The organism is Micromonospora sp. NBC_00858, assembly GCF_045207365.1.
Classification (GTDB): domain Bacteria; phylum Actinomycetota; class Actinomycetes; order Mycobacteriales; family Micromonosporaceae; genus Micromonospora.
In genome coordinates this window covers 5,099,876-5,120,788 of sequence record NZ_CP108828.1, presented here as the reverse complement: position 1 = coordinate 5,120,788, position 20,913 = coordinate 5,099,876, and the positions used below count along the sequence as shown (strand labels likewise).

At 72.3% G+C, this 20,913-nt stretch carries 21 protein-coding genes; 14 read left to right on the top strand and 7 right to left on the bottom strand.

Annotation, left to right across the window (positions count from 1 at the left end):
* Entirely contained in the window at nt 1-642 is a 642-nt protein-coding gene (locus OG990_RS23770) for an NAD(P)H-binding protein (RefSeq protein ID WP_355610245.1), read from the bottom strand.
* Nucleotides 643-804: 162 nt separating this feature from the next.
* Here OG990_RS23770 and OG990_RS23765 point away from each other — a divergent pair, with 162 nt between their 5' ends.
* The gene (locus tag OG990_RS23765; protein ID WP_406077201.1) at nt 805-1,857 is read left to right on the top strand and encodes a hypothetical protein; all 1,053 of its coding nucleotides are present in this window, start codon (nt 805-807) and stop codon (nt 1,855-1,857) included.
* A 99-nt stretch (nt 1,858-1,956) separates the two neighbouring features.
* Here the strand turns inward: OG990_RS23765 and OG990_RS23760 are convergent, their stop codons facing one another.
* Complete coding sequence (locus OG990_RS23760; RefSeq protein WP_406077200.1) at nt 1,957-3,189, bottom strand: serine hydrolase domain-containing protein; 1,233 nt, start codon at nt 3,187-3,189, stop codon at nt 1,957-1,959.
* A gap of 92 nt (nt 3,190-3,281) precedes the next feature.
* Between OG990_RS23760 and OG990_RS23755 the strand changes: the two genes are divergently transcribed.
* From OG990_RS23755 to OG990_RS23740, 4 genes are all read left to right on the top strand, one after another.
* Nucleotides 3,282-3,875: a pentapeptide repeat-containing protein gene (locus OG990_RS23755; protein ID WP_406077199.1), complete on the top strand. Its 594-nt coding sequence runs from the start codon at nt 3,282-3,284 to the stop codon at nt 3,873-3,875.
* 196 nt (nt 3,876-4,071) lie between these two features.
* Complete coding sequence (locus tag OG990_RS23750; RefSeq protein ID WP_406077198.1) at nt 4,072-5,040, top strand: hypothetical protein; 969 nt, start codon at nt 4,072-4,074, stop codon at nt 5,038-5,040.
* Between the two features lie 90 nt (nt 5,041-5,130).
* Nucleotides 5,131-5,568, top strand: a complete 438-nt coding sequence (locus tag OG990_RS23745) for a nitroreductase family deazaflavin-dependent oxidoreductase (protein WP_386984745.1) — start codon at nt 5,131-5,133, stop codon at nt 5,566-5,568.
* Nucleotides 5,569-5,682: 114 nt separating this feature from the next.
* On the top strand, nt 5,683-6,012 hold the full coding sequence (locus OG990_RS23740; RefSeq protein WP_406077197.1) for a hypothetical protein: 330 nt from the start codon (nt 5,683-5,685) through the stop codon (nt 6,010-6,012).
* 28 nt (nt 6,013-6,040) lie between these two features.
* Here OG990_RS23740 and dacB read toward each other — a convergent pair whose 3' ends face one another.
* Both dacB and OG990_RS23730 read right to left on the bottom strand, forming a co-directional pair.
* Nucleotides 6,041-7,624 (bottom strand): D-alanyl-D-alanine carboxypeptidase/D-alanyl-D-alanine-endopeptidase, encoded by a 1,584-nt coding sequence (gene dacB / locus OG990_RS23735; protein WP_406077196.1) that lies wholly within the window; start codon nt 7,622-7,624, stop codon nt 6,041-6,043.
* A gap of 66 nt (nt 7,625-7,690) precedes the next feature.
* On the bottom strand, nt 7,691-8,407 hold the full coding sequence (locus OG990_RS23730; RefSeq protein ID WP_328424071.1) for an aquaporin: 717 nt from the start codon (nt 8,405-8,407) through the stop codon (nt 7,691-7,693).
* 109 nt (nt 8,408-8,516) lie between these two features.
* On the opposite strand from OG990_RS23730, the gene OG990_RS23725 reads away from it, so the two are divergent.
* Both OG990_RS23725 and OG990_RS23720 read left to right on the top strand, forming a co-directional pair.
* On the top strand, nt 8,517-9,590 hold the full coding sequence (locus tag OG990_RS23725) for an NAD(P)-binding domain-containing protein (RefSeq protein ID WP_406077195.1): 1,074 nt from the start codon (nt 8,517-8,519) through the stop codon (nt 9,588-9,590).
* A 195-nt stretch (nt 9,591-9,785) separates the two neighbouring features.
* Entirely contained in the window at nt 9,786-10,064 is a 279-nt protein-coding gene (locus OG990_RS23720) for an adhesin (protein WP_328424075.1), read from the top strand.
* A gap of 9 nt (nt 10,065-10,073) precedes the next feature.
* On the opposite strand, the gene OG990_RS23715 is transcribed toward OG990_RS23720, so the two are convergent.
* Nucleotides 10,074-11,174 carry a beta family protein gene (locus OG990_RS23715; protein ID WP_406077194.1) on the bottom strand — a complete coding sequence of 367 codons (1,101 nt, stop codon included), beginning with the start codon at nt 11,172-11,174 and terminating at the stop codon, nt 10,074-10,076.
* 92 nt (nt 11,175-11,266) lie between these two features.
* Here OG990_RS23715 and OG990_RS23710 point away from each other — a divergent pair, with 92 nt between their 5' ends.
* From OG990_RS23710 to OG990_RS23695, 4 genes are all read left to right on the top strand, one after another.
* The gene (locus OG990_RS23710) at nt 11,267-12,160 is read left to right on the top strand and encodes a sulfotransferase domain-containing protein (protein ID WP_406077193.1); all 894 of its coding nucleotides are present in this window, start codon (nt 11,267-11,269) and stop codon (nt 12,158-12,160) included.
* Nucleotides 12,161-12,412: 252 nt separating this feature from the next.
* Entirely contained in the window at nt 12,413-12,805 is a 393-nt protein-coding gene (locus tag OG990_RS23705; protein WP_355610226.1) for a cupin domain-containing protein, read from the top strand.
* Nucleotides 12,806-12,856: 51 nt separating this feature from the next.
* On the top strand, nt 12,857-14,656 hold the full coding sequence (locus OG990_RS23700; protein ID WP_406077192.1) for a glycoside hydrolase family 15 protein: 1,800 nt from the start codon (nt 12,857-12,859) through the stop codon (nt 14,654-14,656).
* A gap of 283 nt (nt 14,657-14,939) precedes the next feature.
* Nucleotides 14,940-16,301, top strand: a complete 1,362-nt coding sequence (locus OG990_RS23695) for a pectate lyase (protein WP_406077191.1) — start codon at nt 14,940-14,942, stop codon at nt 16,299-16,301.
* 53 nt (nt 16,302-16,354) lie between these two features.
* Here the strand turns inward: OG990_RS23695 and OG990_RS23690 are convergent, their stop codons facing one another.
* On the bottom strand, nt 16,355-17,545 hold the full coding sequence (locus OG990_RS23690) for a threonine synthase (protein ID WP_406077190.1): 1,191 nt from the start codon (nt 17,543-17,545) through the stop codon (nt 16,355-16,357).
* A 14-nt stretch (nt 17,546-17,559) separates the two neighbouring features.
* Nucleotides 17,560-18,609 carry a DNA polymerase ligase N-terminal domain-containing protein gene (locus tag OG990_RS23685; protein ID WP_406077189.1) on the bottom strand — a complete coding sequence of 350 codons (1,050 nt, stop codon included), beginning with the start codon at nt 18,607-18,609 and terminating at the stop codon, nt 17,560-17,562.
* Nucleotides 18,610-18,703: 94 nt separating this feature from the next.
* On the opposite strand from OG990_RS23685, the gene OG990_RS23680 reads away from it, so the two are divergent.
* From OG990_RS23680 to OG990_RS23670, 3 genes are all read left to right on the top strand, one after another.
* Nucleotides 18,704-19,489 (top strand): aldo/keto reductase, encoded by a 786-nt coding sequence (locus OG990_RS23680; RefSeq protein ID WP_328424091.1) that lies wholly within the window; start codon nt 18,704-18,706, stop codon nt 19,487-19,489.
* Nucleotides 19,490-19,625: 136 nt separating this feature from the next.
* Entirely contained in the window at nt 19,626-19,778 is a 153-nt protein-coding gene (locus OG990_RS23675; protein ID WP_406077188.1) for a hypothetical protein, read from the top strand.
* Nucleotides 19,778-20,746, top strand: a complete 969-nt coding sequence (locus OG990_RS23670; RefSeq protein WP_406077187.1) for an N-acetylmuramoyl-L-alanine amidase — start codon at nt 19,778-19,780, stop codon at nt 20,744-20,746. Before OG990_RS23675 ends, OG990_RS23670 begins: the two co-directional genes overlap by 1 nt.
* The last annotated feature ends 167 nt before the right edge of the window (nt 20,747-20,913 follow it).

Sequence of the window (20,913 nt, the reverse complement as noted above, 5' to 3'; positions counted from 1 at the left end):
TCAGTACGCGGCGGTGAAGCGCGCGTTCTGGTGCCGAGGCTGCTCGATCTCGTCGACGATCGCCACCGCCAGGTCCTCGTAGGTCAGCACCGAGCGGCCCTGATCGTCGGTGACCGGCTGGTCGGTGCCGGTGCGGTAGTGCCCGGTGCGCTCGCCGGGGTGGAACTCCAGCGGTGGCGGGGAGACGTAGGTCCACGTCACCCCATCGGCGGCGGTTCGGTAGTAGTCCAGGGCGTCGGCCTGGCCCAGCGCCGAGTCCCGGTACTGCGCCGGAAAGTCCGGCTCGTCCACGATGCGGGTGCCGCGCGGGGTGAGCAGGGTCGACCCGCCGCCCAGGTGGATGATCCGCGGCGCGGCCGGCATCCCCCGCAGCGTGGTCACCAGGTTCTCCGCCGCGTTCCGCCACAGCTCGGGTCCGCCGCCGCCGATCGCCACCACCAGCGCGTCCGCGTCCGGCGCGACCTCCCGGACGCTCCGCTCACTGGTGGCGTCCCCGGTCACGACCCGTACCCCGGCGGGCAGGTACGAGGTGGCCTCCGGGCGACGGACCGCCGCGATCACCCGGTGCCCCCGGCCGATCGCCTCGGCGGTGACCCGCGAACCAGCGGTGCCGCCCGCGCCAAACACGACGATGGTGCTCACGATCGCCTCCCGCCTCCGGCTGTCCGCCTCCAGGCTAGGGAGCACGCCGCCCGGGAGATGCCGTAACGACGAACCCGGCCGCCATGTTCGGCGGACCAAAGGGCTGGCATCTATCGAATACGGTGAGCCGTACAAGATCCACCGACCCCCCCCGGGAGATTCATGAACCACCTCTCCACCCGTCGCCGGCTGCTCGCCTGGGCGGCGCCGGTCACGCTGGCCCTCACCGTCGTGGCGCCGGCGCTCCCAGCCCAGGCCGCGCCGACCAGCGCCCCGACTCCGGCCGTCGTCGGCCCGGTCGACAAGGACCTCAACGGCGACGGCGTACCGGACCTGGTGACCATCGGCGGCACCGCCGGGCTCGACGTGGGCGTGTGGGCGGCGCTCGGTCGGGTCAACGCGACCACCGGCGTGGGCACCGGCCGGGTGAGGGTTCCGGCGGTGAACATCGGGGTCTACGGCAACGGAGTCACCGGCACGAACTCGCCGGCCGACTTCGACGGCGCCCAGGTGATCACCGGCCGCTTCTTCGGCACGGCGAACCAGGACTTCCTGGCCTACTACCCGGGCATCAACGCCGGCCACGCCAGCGTCATGGCGGGTGCCGGTGACGGCACCATGCCCAACCCCTACATCAGCGGTAACAACGCCAGCATCGACGCCAACAGTCTCATCGACGAGTACGGCAACGCCCCGATCCAGATCGTCAACGGGTACGCGGCGGACGGCGTCGACACCGGCATTCCGGACCTGCTCGGCATCGGGGGCGACGCGACGAACGGCTACCGGCCGGCCTACTACCCGAACCTCTGGGCGCCCGGCGCCTACTTCCCCCGGTTGGCGCTGACCAACGCCACTCCCACCGGCGGCAGCGACTGGGAGAACTGGACCCTGGCCAGCACCGAACTGACCTCGGGTGCGGCGCTGGTGCTGCGCAACGCCTCCACCGGTGACCTCTTTCTCTGGCAGGGCGTCACCATGACCGACAACGGCGACGGGACCGGCGTGTTGGCCTACACGCCGTACCGGCTCGCCTCCGGCTGGAACACCGGCGTCGCGATCAGCAGCCTCACCGCCGCCGACCTGAACGCCGACGGCGTGGCCGACCTGTGGGCGGTGTTCCCCGACGGGACCGTGCGGGCGTACCTGATCTCGAACCTGTCGGCGACCCGTGCGGCGAAGGTGCGGGCGATCCAGCCACAGCAGCTGGGCTGAGTCAACGCTGCGGTCCGTCGCCCGTGCGGGCGGCGGGCCGCAGCGAGCACTGCCCTCCCTGGTTGCACGGCTGCGGCCCGCAGCGCCGGCCGCGTCGGGTCAGGCGACCAGGGCGGAGTAGACGAGCTGGCGCAGTTGGGAGCGCAACGGGTACGTGCTCGACGGCATCAGCTGGGTGAAGAGGAGCGCGGTGATCTCCTCGGATGGGTCCACCCAGAACGCGGTGCTGGCCACCCCGCCCCAGTAGTACTCGCCGACACTGCTCGGCACCCGGCTGGGGATCGGGTCGTCGATCACCGCGAAGCCGAGGCCGAAGCCGACCCCGTCCAGGGTCGTCTCGGCGAAGCCGCCGGTGGACAGGGTGCCCAGGTCCTGACCCTCGGGCAGGTGGTTGCGGGTCATGAAGCGCACCGTGCGCGGCCCGAGCAGGCGGACCCCGTCCAGCTCGCCGCCGCGCAGCAGCATCTGTGCGAAGCGGTGGTAGTCGGCGGCGCTGGAGATCAGGCCGCCGCCGCCGGAGTGCAACACCGGCTTGCGGTACGCGAGCGAGCCGAGCCTGTCGTAGCGGACCGCCTGGCCGCTGCGCGGGTCCGGTGCGTAGAGCGCCGCCAGCCGCTCGGCCTCGTCGCCCTCGACCCACCACCGGGTGTCGGTCATGCCCAGCGGGCCGAAGATCCGGTCGGCGAAGAACGCGTCGAGGCTCTGCCCCGAGACCACCTCGACCAGCCGGCCGAGCACGTCGGTGGCGACCGAGTAGCCCCAGGCGGTGCCGGGCTGGAACAGCAGCGGCAGCTCGCCGAACGCCGCGCAGGCACCGGCCAGGTCGACGTCCGCTGGCGGGTACAGGTCGTAGCCGGCGGCCCGGTAGAGCCCGTCGACCACCGAGGTCTGCATGAAGCCGTACGTCAGGCCGGCGGTGTGGGTGAGCAGGTGCCAGACCCGAATCGGCTCGATCGCCGGCACGGTGTACGGCTTGAGCGTCGACCCCTTCGAGTAGACCCGCAGGTCGGCGAACTCCGGCAGCCAGCGGCTGATCTCGTCGGTCAGCTCGAACCGGCCCTCTTCCCACAGCATCATCGCCGCGACCGAGGTGACCGGCTTGGTCATCGAATAGATCCGCCAGAGAGTGTCGGCCTCGACCGGAGCACCCGACTCCCGGTCCCGCAGCCCGTACGTCGAGGAGTGCGCCACCTCGCCGCGGCGGGTGACCACCACCTGCCAGCCGGCCAGCCGGCCGGCGTCGACGTACCCGCCGAAGTGTTCGTCGATCCGCGCCAGCCGCGCCGGGTCGAAGCCGATCTGATCGGGGTCCTTGCTCCGCGCCACACTCACGTCGCCGAAACTACTAGTCGGTTCGCCGGTACCGGAAGGGGCTGCCCTGGACCCGTCGTCCGGTGGTCGGTGGCCGGCACTAGCCTGGTCGGATGCCGGAGCTGACCGAGGACGTGACCTTCCGCCACGAGGACTGGTACGGCGAGGAGTTGACCGACCGGCACTTCGTGGGCTGCGAGTTCTTCCACGTGGACCTCACCGAGGCGGTGAGCCGCGGCGCGGTCTTCACCGGCTGCACGTTCGGCAACGTGTTGTTCAACGCCTCCCGGCACGTCGACTCCGCCTTCACTCGCTGCACCTTCAAGCGGTGCAACTTCTTCGAGGCCGAGTTCACCGGTTGCAAGATGGTCGGCAGCACCTTCACCCAGTGCGACCTGCGTCCGCTGACGGTCTCCGGCGGCGACTGGTCCTTCGTCGCGCTGCCCGGCGCGGACCTGCGCGGCGTCCGGCTCACCGATGTGCGGATGCGCGAGGCCGACCTGACCGGCGCCAACCTGACCGGCGCCACGCTGAGCAGCGTGGACCTCTCCGGCGCGCAGCTGCACAGCTCCCGGCTGGGCGGCGCCGACCTGCGCGGCAGCGACCTGACCGGGCTCGACCCGACGGTGGTCGAGCGGGCCGGTGCCATCATCGACGGCGAGCAGGCCGTGATCATCGCGCAGGCGCTCGGCTTCCAAATCGGCTGACGCGAGGGGTGCTCGCGGCGACCGACGTCCCCGTCCGAGCGTGCCCGTGCGTCCGATACTTCCGGTAACGGCTGGACACGCCCGCCCGTCCGGATCTAGCGTGTCGATCACATCGGCGCAGACGTGAGAAGGCCCACAGTGGACGGTGCGATCCGCACGGGTCGATGACGGCCGGGCGGCGGAGTTGGAGGGGTCGGTGGCGGACGAAGACCGCACGCGGGCGAATTCGCGGGCCGGGGACGAGTCCTCCGACCTACCGGCGCATCGACCGCGCGTCGTCACCATCAGGCAGACCCGCAGCGCGCTGCGCCGCCTCGCCCGTGCCCGGCGACGTCGGTTCTGGGCGGTGGAAGGGCTCGCCGTGCTCGTCTGCCTGGTGGTCCTGGTCACGTACCTCGGCACGCGATCCGAGCCGGAGGCCGGCGACGAGCAGGCAGGTCGCCCGGACGGCGTACACGCCGGAGCCGTCGCCCGTTCCACCGGCTTCCCGGGTGCCGAGGGGCGCACCACCGAGACCGGGCCGGCGACGCCTGGCCTGCGTCCCCGGCAGCGTCCACCGTCGCCCGACCCGACGCCGTCGGTCAGTGCGTCGGTCCCGCCGGCGCCACCACCGGCAGCGGGATCGACGCTGTCGGTGAGCCAGGGTGAGATACCCGCCGAGGTCAACCTCACCGCCGTGGGCACCAGGGACTGGATGCACTGGGGGCTGAGCGGCGGCAAATCGACGGTCCGCAAGCGCGCCGGTTCCGGGGAGATCATCGACGGGGGTGGCGTCGGCACCCGGGTCGGCTGGGACGGCAACCAGGAAACCGTCCGCTGGTCCGACGGCACGCCGGAGCGGTCGGTGAGCGGCAGCGCGAATGGCGTCTACACCTGCGGGGCCGGCAACGGGTTCAGCCTCGCCGTCGCCGGCAGTGGCGAGCCACGCACGGTCCAGCTCTATGCCGGGACCTGGATGGCCCGCGGCCGGTTGGACGCGCGGTTGTCCACCGGTGGGCCGACCAGCACCGTGCGGCTGGAGGACCCGTACACCAGCCGAAGCGCCCAGTTCACGATCCGGTTCCGGCTGCCGAAGGGCGCCCGTCTGGTGCTGACCTGGACCGTCGAGAAGGTCTTCACGGAGCACTGCGGCAACGTCGGCCTCCAGGCCGTGGCGGTGCGCTGACCGGCCGCCGTCAGCACGGCGTTCGCCCTGCCGGGAGCGGCTGGCGGCAGTAGCCTGGGCGCGAGTGCCACCGATCCGTAGGGAGCGCCGATGACGGCCAGCGAGCAGGTGGTGGACAGCCCTCAGGGCTGGGTCGCCGAGCACATTCAGCGGTACGTCGAGACCGGCGGCGCCGAGGGGCACGAGTGGCGGCCAGGCGTCTACACGCTGCTGCTGACCACCCGAGGTCGGCACAGCGGCAAGCTGCGGCGCACCGCGTTGATCTACGGCCGGGACGGTGACGGCTACCTGGTGGTCGGGTCGCAGGGCGGTGCCCCGAAGCACCCGGCCTGGTTCCTCAACCTGCTGGCGGAGCCGCAGGTCGAGGTGCAGGTCGGTGGGGAGACGTTCACCGCGCGGGCCCGCACCGCGACGCCGGAGGAGAAGCCGCGGATGTGGTCCACGATGGCGGCCATCTGGCCGGCGTACGACGACTACCAGGCCAAGACCGACCGGGAGATCCCGGTGGTGGTGCTGGAACGGGTCTGACCTGGCGTCTGTTGTCGCGCTCAAACTGCGGGACAGTTTGTCCGTCGGGCGGGGTCGAGGGGGACGTAACTTTCTGCTGTCCTCGTCCGACCATCCAGTGTGGAGGCAGCGCAGATGAGCGCCCGTACCGCCCACCGCGTCCGTCCCGCCGCCTCGTCCGGCGCCGGTGAAGCGTCCGGAGAGGTGCTCCGCGACATCCCCCTGCCGCCGTACGTGACGGGCGAGGACGCCCAGTTCGCGGTGCGAGCGGTGGTGGTGCACGCGCCCCGGCGGTGGTCCGGCGGGATGGTCTGCCGCAACGACGCCAGCCCGCACCCATGCCGGCTGCACCGCTGGGGCACCCGGGTGCTGGCGCTGCGCGGCCTGCGGGCCGCCGAGATCGCCGCGCTCATCGAGCGCGGCGATCCGACGGCGGTGGTCCCCGTGCCGGACCGTCCGGCCTGACCGGCGGCTGGGGTACGCGCCGCGCCGTTCAGCAGGTGATCGGCTTGACCCAGGAGCACTCCACACCCTCCGGGGTCCGGGGCGTCTCCGGCACCGACGGCACTGCCGTCCGCGCCGCGGTCGAGCCGTCCTCGCGGTACCCGGCCAGCGCCACGGCGATCTGATCCTCCAGCGCTTTGACCGACGCCGTCAGGTAGTTGTTCAGCAGGATCGAGAACGCCAACAGCCGGCCGTCCGCGCTGGTGACGTAGCCGGACAGGCCGGAGACTCCGGTCAGGCTGCCGGTCTTGGCGTGCACGTTGCCCGCGGCCGGGGTGCCGGCCATCCGGCTGCGCAGGGTGCCGCCGACGAACCGTTCGGGTTGCCCGGCGATCGGCAGCGCCGCGTACCAGGTGGCGAACCAGGGTTCGGCCCGGACAGCGGCCAACAGGTCGACGAACTCCGTCGCCGGCACCAGGTTGCGCCGGGACAGGCCCGATCCGTCGCGCTGGCGCAGCTTGCCGGTGTCCATCCCGGTGTCGGCGACGTACTCGCTGATCGCGGTGAGCCCCGCCGACCAGGTGCCCGAACCGGAGAGCACCCTGCCGATCTCCTTGGTCAACACCTCGGCGTGCCCGTTGTTGGAGAGCTTGAGGAACGGCGTCATCAGCTCGCCCAGGGTCATCGAGTCGTGCCGGGCCACCGGGTGGGCCGCCTCGGGGGTGGGCTGGCCGAGAACGGTCCGGCCGAGCACCCGGACGCCGTGCCGGTGCAGCGCCGCCCGGAACACGTCGGCCGCGTAGCCGCTGGGCTCCCAGACGGTCACCCAGTCGCTGGCCGGCGCATCGCCGACCGCGATCTGTCCGCTCACCACGATGGTGTTGCCGCCGTGCTCGCGCTCGATCGAGATCGAGGTCTCGCCGTCCGCGACCGTCTCGGCCCGGTTGTCGATCCGGACGTAATCGGTGGGTGGGGTGGTGCTGACCACGGGCGGGGCGCCGGCCCGGCCGGCCGGGGCGGCGTGCACGATCACGGTGCCCGCGTCGTAGTCGGTGTCGGGCGCGACCGTCAGCGCGGAAACCTGGGCGGCGTAGTAGTAGGGCTCGTCGTCCCAGGTCCAGTCGGGGCCGAGTCGGGTGCGGTCGTAGCGGGAGTCGTCGGCGATCAGGGTGCCGGTCACCACCCGGACGCCGTCGGCCGCGACCTGCGCGGCGAGCGCGTCGTAGTCGGCCGCGAGCATGGTCGGGTCGCCCCCGCCGCGCAGGTACAGGTTGCCGGAGAGCAGCCCGCCGCGACGCTTGCCGGTGGTCCGTACGTCGGTGGTGAAGCGGTGCCCCGGGCCGAGCAGTTCCAGGGCGGCGGTCGAGGTCAGCAGCTTGGTGTTGGAGGCCGGGATCAGCCGACGGTCCCCGTTGCGGTCGTAGAGGGTCTGTCCCGTGCTGGTGTCGACCACGACCACCGAGGCCTGCGCGCCGGCGAGCCGGGTGTCGGCGAGGATCGTGTCGATGGTGGCGTTCAGTCGGGTCGTCGCGGGGGTGGGCGACTCGGCGGTGGCGCCGGGCGCGCCGGCGGTGGCCGCGGTGGCGACCAGCGCGAGCAGCGCGAGGGCCCTGGGAAAGTGACGACGATGCATGCGCTGATGCTGCCACGAAGGTATTCGCCGGAGAAGAGTCTCAGACGAAGGTTATTGCCAGTCGTGCTAGGTCGGCCGGCCGACCGACTTGTCGTGGCCGCCCCAGTAGTGCCGCTGCGCCCCCATGATCAGCGGTGCCACCAGCGCGGCAAGTGCCCCGCCGAGCAGGGGGAAGACGATGAACACCCAGAGTTGCCGCAGGGCCACGCCGCCCTCGAAGACCGCCGGGCCGAAGGCGCGGGCCGGGTTGACCGCGGCGCCGGTCAGTGTCAAGCCGACCAGCTGGGTCGCGGCCAGGGCCAGTCCGATGGCGGCCCCGGCGGTGCCCGGATTCTCGCTACGACTGGTCACGACCAGGACGACCAGCACGAAGAGGAAGGTCAGTACGACCTCCAGCACGGCCGCGCCGCCCCGGTTGATGTGCGCGCCGTACCCGTTCGAGCCCAGCGCCCCGGACTGGTCCGCCACGTCACCCCAGCGGGTCAGTGCCCACAGCACGAAGGCGGCCACGGTCGCGCCGGCGAACTGCGCGATCCAGTAGGCCACCGCGCCGATCGCCGAGATCTTTCCGGAGAGCAGCACGCCGAGCGTCACCGCTGGGTTGACGTGACTGCCGGAGAGCGGGCCGATGGTGTAAACCAGGGCGAGCATGACGAACCCGAAGGCCAGCGCGACCACCACCACGCCGCCCTGGACCCGCGCCGCGACGGCGCTGCCCACCCCGAAGAAGACCAGCAGCAGGGTGCCGAGGAACTCGGCGGCGGCGCGGCGGGCATCTTCCATTCGTCCAGCCTAGGGATAATTTAGGCGGTTTCGTGTCGGATCGGCGGTCTGTGATCGGCGCGACGGCGGCGGCGGGCACAGCGGCGGTACCCGCGGTGTTGCACCCCACGTGGACACCCACTCCGTCGACGTCGTGGTGATCGGTGCTGGCCAGGCCGGCCTGAGCGCTGGCTACCACCTGCGCCGCACGGGCTTCGCCCCGGGCAGCGGCTTTGTCATCCTCGACGGCGACGACGGCCCTGGCGGAGCCTGGCAGCATCGCTGGCCGACCCTGCGGATGGACCGGGTGCACGGCATCCACGACCTGCCCGGGCTGCCCTTCCCGCCCGCCGACCCGCAAGGGCCGGCGGCCGAGCAGGTCAGCGCCTACTTCGCCGAGTACGAGAAGGCCTTCGACCTGCCGGTCCAGCGGCCGGTGCGGGTCCGCGCGGTGCACTCGCGCCCGGACGGCCGGCTGGACGTACACACCGACGGCGACCAGTGGACCGCGAGGGCACTCATCAACGCGACCGGTACGTGGACCCGGCCGTTCTGGCCGCACTACCCGGGCCGGTCGTCGTTCCGGGGCCGGCAGCTGCACACCGCCGACTACCAGGGGCCGGCTGAGTTCGCGGGCCGCCGGGTGGTGGTGGTCGGCGGCGGCACCTCGGCGGTGCAACTGCTCGCTGAGGTCTCCACCGTCGCGGCCGCCACCACCTGGGTGACCCGTCGGCCGCCGGAGTTCCGGGACGAGGAGTTCGGCACCGAGCTGGGCCGGGCCGCGGTGGCCCGGGTGGACGTGGCGGTGCGCGCCGGGCGCCCGCCGGGCAGCGTGGTGGGCGTGACCGGGCTGCCGGTCACCCCGGAGATACGCCGGCTTCGCGAGCGCGGTGTGCTCGACCGGCTACCCGTCTTCGACCGGATCACGCCCGACGGGGTGGCCTGGGCCGACGGGCGGTTCGTGCCCGCCGACGTGATCCTCTGGTGCACCGGCTTCCGGGCCGCGCTCGACCACCTCGCCCCACTGGGGCTGCGCGGGCCGGGCGGCGGTATCACCATGGACGGCACCCGGGTGGCCGCCGACGAGCGGATCCACCTGGTCGGTTACGGCCCGTCTGCGAGCACGATCGGGGCCAACCGCGCCGGCCGCGCGGCAGTCAACGAGATTCGTGCGTGGCTCGCCCCGGTCGCCGCTCTCGACTGATCCAGCTCTATTTGACGGATCGCCCGGCAGCGGGCAACGTAGGTGATGACGGGGCCCGTCAGCTGCCCCGACGCGATGCGACGGCGACGACCGTTCGCCCCTTCTGTCGCCTCCCACGTGTGCTCGTACGCGGACCGACTGTCCGGTCTGCGCGGTAACCGACCGCGAGCCGAGAATCCACGAGGAGTTCCGCCAATGCTCACCATGACCGACAACGCCGTGCTCGTCATCCGTGACCTCGCCAACCAACAGGACGTGGCCGAGGACGGTGGGGTGCGGATCGCCGCCGACACCGAGGCCGGATCGCTCACCGTGGAACTGGTGCCCGAGCCGGCGCAGGGCGACCGCGTGGTCGACAACCAGGGCGCCCGGATCTTCCTCGACGAGGACGCCGCCGAACTGCTCGGCGACGCCTCGGTGGACGCCACCGTCGACGACGAGGGCATCATCCAGTTCGGCTTCACCGAGAAGTAGCAGCCCGGCTCAACCGGCGCGGCGGGTCTCGCCGCCGCGCGGCTGTCGCAGCGATCGCCCGCGCTGCGGCGGGTCCGGCCTGGGCTGCGAACCCGGGGCGCTGCCGCCGGCCGGGCGCAACAGCGCGGTCAGCACGTGCGCCAGGTGGTGCGACGTGCTCCATGCCGCCCAGTTGGCGGCCGAGCCGGCACCGGCACCCCGTCGAGCCCGGCGCAGCAGCTCGTGGTCGCCCCAGGAGAAGGCCGCGCCGGTGCTCGGCCAGTGCGGCGCCGACACGAGCGTGCGGCACAGGTCGGCGAACCGGTCGTCGCCCCGCCCGCCCCGGCGGGACCAGCGGTAGACCCACCAGCTCCCGTCGGCGGTGTAGCGCACGGTGGGCAGCCGGTCTCCGGGGTCACCCGATCCCGGCAGGGCCGGGCCGACGCCGTAGTCGCCGTAGTCGACCCCGGCGTCGGTCAGCCGCTGCCAGAGCTGCCAGTCCCAGCGGTCGAGCCGGACCGGCTCGTCGGTGGGCAGCCGGGACAGCGTCGGCGGCATTCCGCCCGCCGCCACCGTCACCGACCGCCAGGAGTGCCGGCGGGCCCAGTCCAGCAGCCGGCGTACCCGCGGCTCGGCCAGCCGCACGTCCGCCGGGCAGCACACGTCCCCGGCGTCCACCAGCAGGTCGCACTCCTCTGGCACCAGCCCGGTGAGCCGCCAGATCCGCTCGACGGCGGTGGTGCTCGCGGCCGGCCCAGCCCGGTCCTGACCGGCACGCAGCCGGACCAGCGCCCGCCGGGCGTACGTCCGCGCCGCCGCGCCGTGCGCGACCAGCCGCCGGTCGCTCTCGGCGAGCCCGACCACCGGCACCAGCGGTACGCCCCAGCGGGCCAGTTCCGTGTCGGGAGTGTCCGGGAGGCCGGTGACGTCGACGGCCGTCAGCAGTCCGGCCGGCATCCGGCGGAGAACGTCCATCGTGGACCGATCGACAGCGCCGACCTCCAGGATCGGGGCGAGCAGTGGGGCGGCCGCGGGGTCGAGGTGGCTCAACGCTTCCAGCTCGCCGCGCCGGCTGGCGAGGATGGGGCGGTAGACAGGTTCCGCCGCCCGGCCTTCGTGGGCGGGCACCATACGTCAAATCTAGCCAGGCATGCGCATATGTCACAGGCCGTCCAATCCAAAATCGGCTGCTCGGCTGTCGGCTCGGCGACTACGCTCGCCGGATGCTCACGCCGGCCCACCGCTACCGATCCGACGACGAGGACAGCGGGCGCTGGACGGGTTTCCCGTTCCGGGACGGCGATATCGTGATCAGCACCCGGTCCAAGAGCGGCACCACCTGGATGCAGATGATCTGTGCCCTGCTGGTGCTGGGCACCCCGGAGCTGCCGGCGCCGTTGACCCAGCTGTCACCGTGGCTGGACTGGCTGGTCGAGCCGAAGGACGAGGTGTACCGCCGGTTGGCCGCCCAGCCGCACCGACGGTTCATCAAGACGCACACCCCGCTGGACGGTGTGCCGCTCGATCCCCGGGTGCATTACGTGGTGGTGGCCCGGCACCCGCTGGACATGGCGGTGTCCCTCTACCACCAGGCCGGCAACCTGGATCGGGTGCGGCTCGCCGAGCTGACCGGTCAACCTGCGCCGGCCGGACCGCCCCGGGCGCGTCTGCCGGTACGCCAGTGGCTGCCGAGCTGGGTCGACCGGGAGGCCGACCCGCGCACCGAGCTGGACTCACTGGCCGGGGTGCTGTGGCACCTGAGCGACGCCTGGGCCCGTCGGCACGAGCCGAACGTCGAGCTGGTGCACTACGACGACCTGCGGGCCGACCTGGGCGGCCAGATGCGTCGCCTCGCCGACCGGTGGGGCCTCACGGTGCCTGCCGAGCGCTGGCCCGAGCTGGTCGAGGCGGCCACCTTCGGCCGGATGCAGGAGCGCGCCGACCAGCTCGCCCCGGACACGCTCGGCGTGCTGCGCGACCGCCGGGCCTTCTTTCGCCAAGGTGGCTCGGGGCAGGGGCGGGATCTGCTGGACCCGGCCGGGCAGGCGCGCTACCGGGCGCGAACGGCCGCCCTCGCGCCGCCGGACCTGCTCGCCTGGCTGCACCGCGACGGCTGACCAGCCGGCCGGGGCGCACAAACGAGCGCACGGCGCCGCTTCGACCGAGGTCGGAACGTCGCCGCGCTCTGGCCGTCTCCCACCACCGCAGCCGTTCGGCGGTACGCCGGCGGGGACCTGGCTCGACCGGCCGCGTGCACCGGTCAACCTGTCGATCCCCGGCCGGGGCAGATCCAAACCTGCCCAGCGTGGGGAATTCCACCATCTGCGCGTCCCGGCGTGGCGCGCCCCCGAACCGGGTATGAGCGCGACATGGAGCATTTCACGATCGCAACCGTCGCCGAGAAGAGTCCGGACTTCCGCCGAGTGCTGTGGACCGGGGAGCACACCCAGTTGGTCGTCATGACCATTCCGCCGGGTGGAGAGATCGGCGAGGAGGTGCACGAGGGCATCGACCAGATCCTGACCTTCGTCAGCGGCGCCGGCGAGGCGCGGGTGGCCGGCGAGAAGCGGGAGGTCGTCGCGGGCGACCTCGTCGTGGTGCCGTCGGGCACGAAGCACAACTTCGTCAATACCGGCCCCAACCCGCTGGTGCTGTACACCGTCTACGGCCCGCCGGAGCACGCCGACCAGGCCGTGCACCGGACCAAGGAGGAGGCCGACAAGGCCGAGGAGGCCGGCGAGGACGAGCCGCCGACCGGCTGACGGAGCCGCTGGCGGCGGTCTGATCCGGGCCGATCCGGGTACCCGCTGCGGGTGGAGCAGCAGCCGGCGATCTCCGACTACGGGTTCCTCTCGGACTCCCGCTCCGGCGCGCTGGTCGGCAGGGACGGTTCGATCGACTGGTGGTGTCCGGACCGGTTCGACGGCCCGTCCGTGTTCGGGCGGCTGCTCGACCCGCGCGCCGGGCACTTCCGGTTGGCGCCGGTTGGCGCCGGCCGGCCCGGGTACCGGGTGGAGCGCGCGTACCGGCCGGACTCGCTGGTGCTGCGCACGGTGCACCACACACCGCACGGCAGCGTGGCCGTCACCGACGCGCTCGCCGCCGAGATGGGTGCCCGCGCGCACGAACTGGGCAAGAACTCGCCGGCCGTGCTGATCCGGGTGGTCGAAGGGCTGTCCGGTCGGGTCCGGATGGAGTTGGACTTCGCGCCCCGGCCCGAGTACGGGCTGCTCACCCCGTACCTGCATGACCAGCCGGATGGCGGGGTGCTGGCCGGTGCCGGTCCGGTGGTGCTGGTGCTGCACGCGGGTGACCTGCCGCTGCGCGCCAGCCGGGACCGGGTGACCCACGAGTTCGAGGTCTCCGCCGGCCAGGTGGTCGGGTTGGACGTGGCGTTCGGCGAGACGTACGGCACCCCGCCAGCTCGGCTGGACCCGGTGGCCGCGCTCGCCGAGACGACGCAGGCGTGGGAGGCGTACCGGGATGCGCACGGGTACGACGGCCGGTACCGGGATCTGGTCCGGCACAGCGCGACCGTGCTGACCGGCCTCACGTACGCCCGCAGTGGCGCGGTCGCCGCGGCGTTGACCACGTCGCTGCCGGAGCGGCTCGGCGGCGACCGCAACTACGACTACCGGTACTCCTGGCTGCGCGACTTCTCGATGACCTTGCGCGCCCTCTGGGTGGCGGCCTGCCCCACCGAGGCGGCCCGGCTGTTCGCCTGGGTGTCGCGCTCGATCGGCCGGATCGGCGACGATCCGGTGCCGGTGCTGTTCGGGCTGCGGGGGGAGCGGGACCTCAGCGAGCACGAGTGCACGCACCTGCGTGGCCACGCAGGCAGCGCGCCGGTCCGGATCGGCAACGACGCCTGGCGGCAGCGGCAGCTCGACGTGCCGGGCGAGGTGATGTCGGCGGTCTGGCGGCTGCGCGACTACCTGGGCACGACGTTCGACGGGGAGTTGCGGGAGATGGTGCTCGGCCTGACCGAGCAGGTGGCGAGCACCTGGCACCTGCCCGACCGGGGCATGTGGGAGACCCGGGACAGGGAACGGCACTACCTCTCCTCGAAGGTGCTCTGCTGGCTGACGATGGACCGGGCGGTGCGGCTCGCCGACCGGCTCGGCGAGCGGGCCGATCCACATCGCTGGGCCGCAATCCGCGACGAGATCCGCGGTGAGGTGCTCCGCCAGGGCTGGAACGACCGGTTGGGTGCGTTCACCGGCGCGTTCGGCTCGGCCGAGATGGACGCCTCGGCACTCTTCATGCCGGTGGCGCACTTCCTGCCGGCCACCGACCCCCGGATGCGCTCCACCATCGCTGCGGTGGAGCGGGAACTCGGCACCGAGAACGGGCTGGTCCGGCGCTGGACGGACGACCCCGCGGGCTTCCTGCTCTGCTCGTTCTGGCTGGTGGAGTGCCTGGTGATGACCGGCGAGCGCCGACGGGCCGAGGAGTTGTTCGAGCAGGTGGTGGGGCACGCGAACGATGTGGGTCTGTTCAGCGAGCAGATCGACCTGGTCACCGGTGCACAGCTCGGCAACACCCCGCAGGCGCTGTCGCACATCGGCCTGATCAACGCGGCCTGGCGGCTGACCGAGCCGGACAGCTACTGACCGGGGTACGCCGCCGGGAACTGACCGCGACGTGCCGCGTTGCCGTGCGGTGAATCCTGCAACAGACCTGCAAGCGCCAGGCATTGACGCTGATGCGTACGCGGTCCTAGCCTCAAAAAGACGGGAAAGCCCTTTCCCCAGGCTTTGATCCCGCTTCACCCCGCTCTGGAAACCGGGCATCCGACGGGGCGCACCGATCCCAGGTCGTGGCATCACGCGGTGCCAACACGTCCTCGCACGGACGGCCGGGGGATCGCCACCACATGCGTCAAGGAGGACAACTGTGCAGAAGAGACGACTCCCCGGCCGACGACCACTGCTGCTCGCGGTGGGCGCCGGCGCGACCGCGGCAGCCCTCGCGGCCGGCATGACCTCGGCCTTCGCGGCCACCGTCTTCACCGACGACTTCAACGACGGCAACGCCTCCGGCTGGTCCAAGTCCGGCGGCACCTGGGCCGTCGACGGCTCGGGCGTGTTCAACCAGTCCAACGCCGGCAGCGAACTGGCCCGGCAGTTCGCCGGCCAGACCAGCTGGACCGACTACGCCGTGCAGGCCCGGGTCAAGCCGGTGAGCTTCGGCTCGTCCAGCGCCCTGGTCGGGCTGGCCGCACGGTCCACCAGCAGCACCAAGATGTACCGGCTGGCCCTGCTCGGCTCCGGTCGGGCCGAGCTCCAGGCCGTCAACGGCAGTGCCATCACCGCGATCGGCTCCGCGTCACTCGGCATCGGCACCGGCACCTGGTACACCCTGCGCATCGAGACCAGCGGCAGCACCATCCGGGGCTTCGTCAACGGCACCCAGATCGCCGCCGGCAGCAACAGTCTGGCCGGCGCCGGCCGGATCGGCCTGGTCACCGCGTACGCCAGTGGCAGCTTCGACGACGTGGCTGTCGACTCGGCCGGTGGCGGCACTCCGACCACCCCGCCGCCGAGCACCCCGCCACCCACCACGCCGGGCCCGACCACCCCACCGCCGGCAGGCTGGCCGACGCCCACCGGCAGCCAGAAGGTGGACGCGACGATCCCGGTCTCCGGCACCTTCGACGGCGGGCTCAAGCGCTACTACGGCATCGGCGACGGCGGGCAGAGCGAGAGCCAGGACCCGATGTTCGAGCTGGCCGCCGGTGCCACCCTGCGCAACGTGGTCATCGGTGCGCCGGCCGGTGACGGCGTGCACTGCGAGGGCAACTGCACCCTGATCAACGTCTGGTGGGAGGACGTGGGCGAGGACGCCGCCACCTTCCGCGGCGGCACCACGTACACCGTCGACGGAGGCGGCGCCCGGTCCGCCAGCGACAAGGTCTTCCAGCACAACGGCTCGGGCACCGTCTACATCAAGAACTTCCGGGTGGAGAACGCCGGGAAGCTCTACCGGGCCTGCGGCAACTGCTCCACCTCGTATCAGCGGCACGTAGTGATCGACAACGTGGTCGTCCGGGACACCGACGCGATCGCCGGCATCAACACCAACTGGGGCGACACCGCCCGGTTCAGCCGGATCACGATCGTCGACGACCCGGACCGGGACACCTCGATCTGCGTCAAGTACCGCGGCGTGCCGAAGGGCGACGAGCCGACCGAGATCGGCGAGGGCGCCGACGGTGTCAACTGCCTCTACGCACCGTCCGACATCACCTACCAGTAGGCCGGCCGGAGGGCACCCCGCGGACCGCACGGTCCGCGGGGCACCCGCCCGTCTCAGGCCAGCACGGGTACGCCGGAGACGTCGACGGTCTCCGAATACTTCAGCCCGGCGCCGGTGTTGAGCACCACGACCCGCTCACCGGCCCGGATCCACCCGCCGGCGCGCAGTTGCCGCGCCGCGGTCAGGCAGGCCGCGCCCTCCGGGCAGAGCAGCAGCCCCTCCCGGGTGGCGAAGTCCCGCAGGTCGGCCAGGATGTCCGCGTCGTCGACGGCGACCGCGGTGCCGGCGGACGCCCGCAGCGCGCCCAGGATCAGCTCGTCGCCCAGGGGCGCCGGCACGGTGATGCCGAACGCCACGGTGTGCGCGTCGGCCCACGGCTCGGCCCGCTCGTCGCCGGCGGCGAAGGCCCGCACGATCGGCGCGCAACCGCTCGACTGCACGGCCACCAGCCGGGGCAGCTTGTCGCCGATCCAACCCAGCTCGCGCATCTCGTGCAGCGCCTTGTGGATGCCGATCAGACCGACCCCGCCGCCCGTCGGGTAGATGATCACGTCGGGCACCTGCCAGCCGAGCTGCTCGACGATCTCGTACCCCATCGTCTTCTTGCCCTCCAGCCGGTAGGGCTCGCGCAGCGTGCCGGCGTCGAAGATCGCGCCAGCGGACTCGGCGATCAGCTCGGCCACCCGCCGGCCGGCGTCGCTGATCAGCCCGTCGACGAGGCGCAGGTCGGCCCCGGCGGCAACGCACTCGTTCCGGCAGATGGTCGGCGCCGCCAGCGGCATGACGATGGTGGCACCCATCCCGGCCCGCGCCGCGTACGTCGCCCAGGCCGAGCCGGCGTTGCCGTTGGTGGGCATCGCGATGCGCTCGACGCCCAGCTCGCGGGCCCGGCTCACGCCGACCGCCGCGCCCCGCGCCTTGAACGAGCCGGTCGGGATCAACCCCTCGTCCTTGACCATCAGGTCCGTGATGCCGATCTCGGCGCCGTACGCGGGCGCGCGCAGCAGCGGCGTCCAGCCCTCGCCGAGCGTGGTGATGTGTCGCGGGTCGGCGACCGGCAGCAGCTCCCGGTAACGCCACAGGTCGGCCGGGCGCAGCGGGAAGCGCTCCGGCGTGACCGCCTTCGCCACCGCCGGCAGGTCGTAGCGGGCCAGCAGCGGGGAGCCGCACTCGCAGAGGTTCTGCAACCGGTCGGCGTCGTACTCCCGGCCGCAGCGCGGGCAGTCCAGGTGGGTCAGGTACACGTCGCTCCTCGCCGTCAGACCGCGTCGATGCTCAGCCAGCGTCGGCTGCCCCGGCCCGGCTCGTAGACCGAGTCCAGCCGCTTGGCGATCACGCCGGGCAGGCCCTGCTCCCGCCCGGTGCGCAGCGCCTCGTCGCCGGCGCCCGGAAACCACGGCGGAGTCTGCCAGTGCGTACCGGTCAATGCCAGCCCATCGAGCAGCTCCCGGCGTTGCGCGTACGGCACGTCGACGCTGCTCACGCCCTCCAACCACAGCAGGTCGACGAGCAGGTACTGGGCGCCCGCCGGAACCCGACCGCCGCTGGCCGGACGGGCCGGGCGGACCCGGCCGGCGCCGTCGATGCGGACCAGTACCCCGTCCAACACCGCCTCCGTCGGCGCCAGCGCCTCGGCCAGCGCGCGCAACCACGGGTACCCGGCGGTGATCTCCTCGTCGGTCTCGGAGAGCAGCCGGAGCCGGCCGCCGGAGACGTACGCCATCGCCCGGACCCCATCCCAGCGCAGCTCGTACCCCCACGCGGCGCCGTCCCGGGGGAGCCCGGCGGCGGGCGTGGGGTGCATCGGGCGGACCAATTCGGGCATCGGCATCCAGCCGGGCGGAGCCGGGTCGGTGCGCCGGACCATCCAGTCCCGCCCGCCGGTCGCGAAGAGCGCGTAGCGGCCGGCGGTCCGCTCACCGGAGAGCGTCACGATCACCTCGTCGTCGCGCCACTTCTCGCAGTGGTAGGTGCCCCGGTCGTGGATGACCATCCGGCCACCGCCGTACTCGCCGGCGGGGATCTCACCGGAGAAGTCGAGGTACTCCATCGGGTGGTCCTCGGTGTGCACGGCGAGGTGGTTGCGGCCCGGGTCGCGGGGCAGGCCACGCGGCACCGCCCAGGAGGCCAGCACTCCGTCGTGCTCCAGCCGCAGGTCCCAGTGCAGGCTGCGGGCGTGGTGCTGCTGGATGACGAAGCGGGCGTTGCCGTCGTCGGGGCCGGCCGCGGTCGGGCTCCGCTCCGGCACCGGCTCGGGCGTGCGGGCCGCGTCCCGGCGGCGCCGGTACTCCTCCAGCCGGTCCGTCACACCCGCATTCTCCGGCAAACCGGACGGTTGCGCTGGACACCGGAGTGTCCGGTTCACTCGCCGGCCGGGTCCGCGGCGGGGTAGAACGGTCCTCATGGACCTCACCGACCAGCCCACCGTCCTGCTCCCCGGTGACGTGCGGATGCCCTTGCTCGGGTTCGGCACCTGGAAGGCCACCGGCCAGGCCGGCTACGACGCGGTGCTGGCCGCGCTCGACACCGGCTACCGGCACCTCGACACCGCCACCATGTACGGCAACGAGCGGGAGGTCGGCCGGGCGGTGAAGGAGAGCGGGCTGCGCCGGGAGGACGTCTTCATCACCACCAAGGTTCCGCCGAACCGGGTGGGCCGGGAGCGGGAGACGCTGGAGGCCAGCCTGGAGGCGCTCGGTCTCGACCAGGTGGACCTCTGGTTGATCCACTGGCCGCCGTCGCCCACCGACAGCATCCCGATGTGGCGGGAGCTGTTGGCCGCCCGGGACGAGAACCTGACCCGGTCGGTCGGGGTCAGCAACTACAGCACCCCGGAGATCGACGAGCTGATCCAGGCGACCGAGGAGAACCCGGCGGTCAACCAGATCCGGTGGAGCCCGGCGCTGTACGACCGGCAGCGGCACGCCGAGCACCGGGACCGGGGCGTGGTGCTGGAGGGGTACAGCCCGTTCAAGACCAGCGACCTCAGCCACCCGGTGCTGACCAGGATCGCCGGTGCGCACGGCGTCTCGCCCGCGCAGGTGGTGCTGCGCTGGCACATCGACCACGAGATCCCGGTGATCCCGAAGTCGGTGACCCCGGAACGGATCACCGCCAACTTCGACGTCTTCCACTTCTCGTTGACCGCGGAGGAGATGCGCGACATCGACGCGCTCGGCGGCGCCTGACAGCGCTCCCGCTGCCAAATTCCTTCAGTGACCGGCTCGTTGATGAAGGGTATCGACATCGACGCTCGTGACGGTATAGCGTGCCCGTCATCACATTCGTCGATGCGTTCGAACCCGTCGTCGCTGGAGGATCTTCATGGCCCGGTCACCATCCATTCGTCTGCGCCGCCGCGGGATGCTCGGCATCCCCGCCCTGGTGGCCGTCGCGCTGACCACCGTTGCTCGGCCCACCCCGGCGAGCGCCGCGCCGAAGGTCGAGTGCCTGGCCGACCTTCTCGGGCCGTCCTGATGGCCACGATTCCCTGGCTCGTGGACGTGCTGCGCGCCGCCGGGGTCCAGGTCGTCGTCGAGGGTGACTGGCTCAACCGGATGCGGCCGGGATCGTTCGACCCGATCGGGGTGCTCTGGCACCACACCGCCGCTACCTCCAGCGCCAGCAACCCGCACCCGGCGCTCAACATCTGCATCAACGGCCGGTCGGATCTGGCCGGCCCGCTCTGCCAGGCGCTCGTCGACTACAACGGGGTCTTCCACGTCATCTCGGCCGGCCGGTGCAACCACGCCGGGGCCAGCGGAGGCAGTGGGCCGATTCCGGCCGGAGACGGCAACACCCTGATGATCGGGTGGGAGATCGACTACAACGGCGTCAACCAGGAGATGACCGCCGCGCAGTACAACGCGTCGATCGCCGCCACCGCCGCCGTGCTCACCCGGCTGGGCAGGGACAGCAGCTACGCCCGGGGGCACCGGGAGACCAGCACCAGCGGCAAGATCGACCCGTCCTTCATCGACCTGAACGTGATGCGCGCCGACGTGGCGGCGAAGATGTCCGGCGGCAACCCCCCGGCGTGGTCCTCCATCGTGGACAACACCACCGCTGGCCGGTTCACCGCCAGCGCCAACTGGGGCGCGTCGACGTACTCCGCGCAGCGGTACGGCGCCGACTACCGGTACGCGGAACCCGTCGCGTCCAGCGACGCCGCGTGGTACAAGTTCAACGTCCCGGCCACCGCCAACTACCGGGTCGACGCCTGGTGGCCGGCGACCTCCGGCTACAACAGCGCCACCCCGTACATCGTCGCCACCAGCACCGGCAACCGGACGATCATCGTCGACCAACGGGCCACCGGCGGGCAGTGGCGGTCCCTCGGCACGTTCACGCTTCCGGCCGGGGACGCCAACCGGGTGGCCGTGAGCCGGTGGAGCAGCGCCACCGGCCTGGTCATCGCCGACGCCGTCCGGCTCACCCGGGTCTGACCCTGTCGTGGTGCGACGATGTGCGGTGAACCTGAACGACCTCGGTCCCGAGACGCAGCTACGGCTGATTGATCGCATGCTGGCTCTGATCGAGGAGTTCTCCAAAGCTGGTGAAGTCCCGGGCGGGTAGGGCAAGGGAGTGCGGGTGATCAGTGGGGGTGTGACCG